Here is a 417-nt window from a genome sequence, read left to right as displayed (position 1 = left end):
GCATAAAGCAGTTAAAGCCCATACAGAAGTGATTAAAGGTGTAATCAAACAACATAGAACAGCACCTCAGTCAGCCCTGATAAAACATCTAAACCCGATTATTCGGGGATGGTCAAATTACTACTCAGCGGTAGTCTCAGCAGAGACCTTCAATAAGCTAGACCTCATAATCTGGTTAATGTTACGGGCATGGACAGCATCAAGATGCAAAGGGGTGAACTACGAAAAGCTGAGGAACTATTTCAGACATGGAACGGTTAAACTTAGCAATGGGAATGAAAGACAGGAATCTTGGTTATTCCAGACCAAAGAAGGACTCCAATTATGGAAACATAACTGGACCCCAATTGTCAGACACACCTTAATACGCCCCGACGCAACACCATACGACGGAAATTGGACTTACTGGGCAACCAG

General features: G+C 43.4%; 1 protein-coding gene. It reads left to right on the top strand.

Going from position 1 to position 417, the window contains the following annotated elements; all coding sequences use genetic code 11:
• The coding region (locus P5674_RS25990; RefSeq protein ID WP_315670499.1) for a group II intron maturase-specific domain-containing protein at positions 1–417 on the top strand (417 nt) is incomplete at both ends.

The sequence above is a fragment of the Limnospira sp. PMC 289.06 genome, assembly GCF_032350395.1.
GTDB lineage: Bacteria > Cyanobacteriota > Cyanobacteriia > Cyanobacteriales > Microcoleaceae > Limnospira > Limnospira platensis.
Note: the sequence above shows the minus strand (reverse complement) of the source record. Positions and strands in the feature narration are given on the sequence as shown.